This is a genomic window from Hungatella sp. (genome assembly GCF_046966825.1).
Window position 1 is genome coordinate 1 of sequence record NZ_JBKVCZ010000257.1, and the last position, 3,480, is coordinate 3,480.

Sequence of the window (3,480 nt, forward strand, 5' to 3'; positions counted from 1 at the left end):
GAAATACCTGGCTGAGAGCGAAGCATTCGAAAAACAGATAATGGACCCGACCGTACCGGGTGTGGTTTACATCTGGAATGCCGTGGAGACGGCCAGCCGTGAGCTGCTTCCTGTCATCGAGGCATTTGAAGAAAAGCATGCGGGCAGCGTGAAGGTGACGAAGGCGGATATCTATAAGTCTACAGGCATCGCCAGCCGTCTGGGCATCAGCGGAGCACCGGCAGTGGCATTTATAAAAGACGGAAAGCTTACGGGAGTGCTGACAGAAGGGATTACAGAAGAGGCGCTTGAGGCGGGGATTCGGTAAGCCTGGCGTGCGGTAAATCAAGAAATGGCGGTATTTATGGCCGCTGCAGAGACAGATGGAAGTCTGTTTTTGCAGCGGCCTGTTTTTAGTTTAAGGGAAAGTTCGTCCTATGAAACAAAAACCCTCCGGGGGACCGCGTGCCCCACTTGACGGACTTTCTGTTCTGTGAATACGATATCAAATCAATCAGAGATACTTTTCTTAAACTGCTTCGTAAACGTAATAAAGTTCTGCGCAGCTGTCGACAGCTTTTTCCCTTTCAAATAACACAAATCAACATTACACATATAAGCCGGTTCAAGATCGATAACAGAGATATTGGGATTATCAAAGGTCAGCGCCGGTTTTTTCATTAAAAAGCATATTCCCATGTTATGGGAGGCCAGTTCGACCAGGTTCTCCGTCCGGTGGACGCTGAAGCTGATATTCGGTTTAAAACCGGAGGCGGTGCAGGCATCATTGATGAAATCATACATAAAAGTATGTTCTTTAAACATAAGAATATTTTCTTTCTCCAATTCCTTCATCTGAACGGTAGTCCTTGAAGCCAGCGGGTGACTCTTCGAGCAGGCAATAGCCAGGCGGTCTGTGGTGAAGGGGACTGTTACAATATTTCTGATATCTGTTTTATCCGTATAGCGCAGAAACGCGAAATCATACTGCCCGTTTATCAGGTTCTGATAAACCGTATAGGGGCTTCCCCCGTCCACATCGAGATGGTAATTGGGATACTTCCGCTGGAATTTCACGAAGATATCCGAAATCCGGTAAGCCACAATATTGGTTACAGAGCCGATCGAGATCGTGTACTGCGTTTCCCTGGTATAGGAGCTTAAGGCCATCTGATATTCCCGTTCGATCTGCAGCGTCTGCTGGGCATAGGGCAGAAGAAGTCTTCCGCATTCGTTTAACCGTACACTTCTGGACGTGCGGTCAAACAAAATCGTCCCCAATTCCGCTTCCAGTTTTTGAATATGCTTAGTCAGGGTGGACTGGGTAGTATAAAGTTCTTCCGCCGCTTTTTCATAGCTGCCGCATTCGGCTATGGTCAAAAAATCTTTAAAGTATGTAGTATTCATTCCACTTCCTCATCGAAAAGTAATGCCAGACATCTATTCCATATTGGAAATGATTATACCATAAACGGATTTGAATGTCAAAATTTGGTGCTGTATAATAGTTACAACGAAGGGGGAAAACAGATGGATATATTATCCAATTGTTCCAAAATAAAGGAAAGAAATCAATGAAGGAGGAGGTATTTTTATGAGAAGGGAATTGAAAGAAACGTGGAAGAAAGGGCTGTCGGTGCTGTGCGCAGTGAGTTTAACCGTGGCCGGGGTGGCCGGATGCGGATCCGCAAAAACAACGGGGGAGACAGCAGCAACGACGACGGCGGCGGTGACAAATGAGGCGGTGGCTGAGGGACCTGTCGTCAATCAGAAGGACAGCGAGAATAAGACCGCTGTCAAACGTGAGGTTATTAATGTGGGAATCGAGGCGGATCCCGGAGATCTGTCTCCATGGGGACCTAATAATACGGGCCGCACGGCAACCAGCGACTGCATCTATGAAAATCTGGCGCACTGCATTGATGGTGAAATCCATGGTGTGTTGATGAAAGATTATGAACTTGCGGAAGATGAATCCTATATGACTGTTCACATTTATGACTATATTTATGATTCGGCGGGAAACCACATGACGGCGTCAGATGTGAAATTTTCTTTTGAAAAATGTGTAGAGATAGGGAATATCTACGGACTTTCCTATATCGAGAATGTGGAAGTAATCGATGACTATACGGTTCAGTTTAATTTTAACACGACACTTTACGTATATGATCTGGAAACCTTATTTGAGACCTTTTACGTCGTAACAGAGGCGGCCTATGAAGCCAGTCCGGATGGAATGGCTGCCACTCCGGTCAGTACCAGTCCTTATAAAGTCACCGATTATGTGAGCGGGTATATTCTGACACTGGAAAAAACGGACAGCTACTGGCAGACGGATGAGTCGTTAATCAATCCGCGTGACCGTGCAAATGTGGATAAGATCAATTATTACATTATTACCGAATCGTCTCAGATGACGACAGCTCTGGAAAACGGATCGATCGATATGAGCTGGGCGGTCAGAACCGATGATTTACCATCCTTCCAGGAAGGTGGAGCGAAAGCCGGTGATTTCTGGGTATATCAGGTGCCGGACAATCTGGTAAGCCAGATCTTCTGTAACTGCAGTGAGGACAAGCTCACCAGCAATGTAGATCTGCGAAAGGCAATTTATTACGCGATTGATGCAAACATGATTCTGCAAAGCGTTTATAACGGCAATGGAATCGTGACACACGATGTGGCCAGACCAAAATGCCCTGATTATGCAGAGGAGTGGGCAAATGAGGACAATTACTATAGTTTCAATCTTGAAAAGGCAAAAGAGCATATGGCCGCTTCGGGCTATAAAGAAGGTGAAGTAACGCTGTCTTTGATGTGTGAAGCAACGGATGCCATGAGCGATACCGCAGTTCTGATTCAGGCTTTATTAGAACAGATTGGAGTCAAGGTGGATATTAACTCGGTGGAGTCTTCTCTGCTCAGCACGTATCAGAAAGATCCAACCGCCTGGGACCTCTTAATTATTTCGAAGGCAGCGTCAAACTATGTGACGACCTGCTGGAAAAACTGTTTCTCACAGACTTATTTTACGTGGGGAGGAACGATCAATTTTGCTTACGATGATGAACTTCAGAAACGCATCGACGCAGCCCGTCTCTTAAGCACCCACACGGATGAAACAGTACAGGCCGCTCACGACTATATTATTGATATGGCATATGGACATGGCTTGATCAATTATTATAATAACCTGATTATTCCGAAGAGCTGCAGTGAAGTAGTACTGAGCTACAAGAACGCGATTATGCCAGGTGCCTGTACCTATACTGAATAGTCAAAAGCCGCAGGCCCGCTGCCGCGGAAATAATCAGAAATAGAAATGGTGGAGCGTATGGGAAAATATATATTAAAACGTCTCGTGATGACGTTATTTGTAATCGTTGGTGCGGCAATTCTGATTTTTTCAATTATGTATTTTGTTCCAGGTGATCCGGTAACGATTCTGATGGGATCGGAAGCATCTCCGGCGGAACTGGAGGCGAAAAGGGTCCAGCT

The 3,480-nt window shown here is 45.7% G+C and carries 3 protein-coding genes; 2 read left to right on the forward strand and 1 reads right to left on the reverse strand.

Annotated elements, in window-relative coordinates:
- The coding region (locus tag ACLTD4_RS33405; RefSeq protein ID WP_412331957.1) for a thioredoxin family protein at positions 1–307 on the forward strand (307 nt) is incomplete at its 5' end.
- Positions 308–489: 182 nt separating this feature from the next.
- Here the strand turns inward: ACLTD4_RS33405 and ACLTD4_RS33410 are convergent.
- Positions 490–1,386, reverse strand: a complete 897-nt coding sequence (locus ACLTD4_RS33410) for a LysR family transcriptional regulator (protein WP_117634673.1) — start codon at positions 1,384–1,386, stop codon at positions 490–492.
- 187 nt (positions 1,387–1,573) lie between these two features.
- Between ACLTD4_RS33410 and ACLTD4_RS33415 the strand changes: the two genes are divergently transcribed.
- Positions 1,574–3,259 carry an ABC transporter substrate-binding protein gene (locus tag ACLTD4_RS33415; RefSeq protein ID WP_117634675.1) on the forward strand — a complete coding sequence of 562 codons (1,686 nt, stop codon included), beginning with the start codon at positions 1,574–1,576 and terminating at the stop codon, positions 3,257–3,259.
- Positions 3,260–3,480: the final 221 nt, after the last annotated feature.

What these genes read in the sequence shown, in the direction of transcription:
- ACLTD4_RS33410 (WP_117634673.1), bottom strand. Translation starts at nt 1,386, where the DNA reads ATGAATACTACATACTTTAAAGATTTTTTGACCATAGCCGAATGCGGC.
- ACLTD4_RS33415 (WP_117634675.1), top strand. Translation starts at nt 1,574, where the DNA reads ATGAGAAGGGAATTGAAAGAAACGTGGAAGAAAGGGCTGTCGGTGCTG.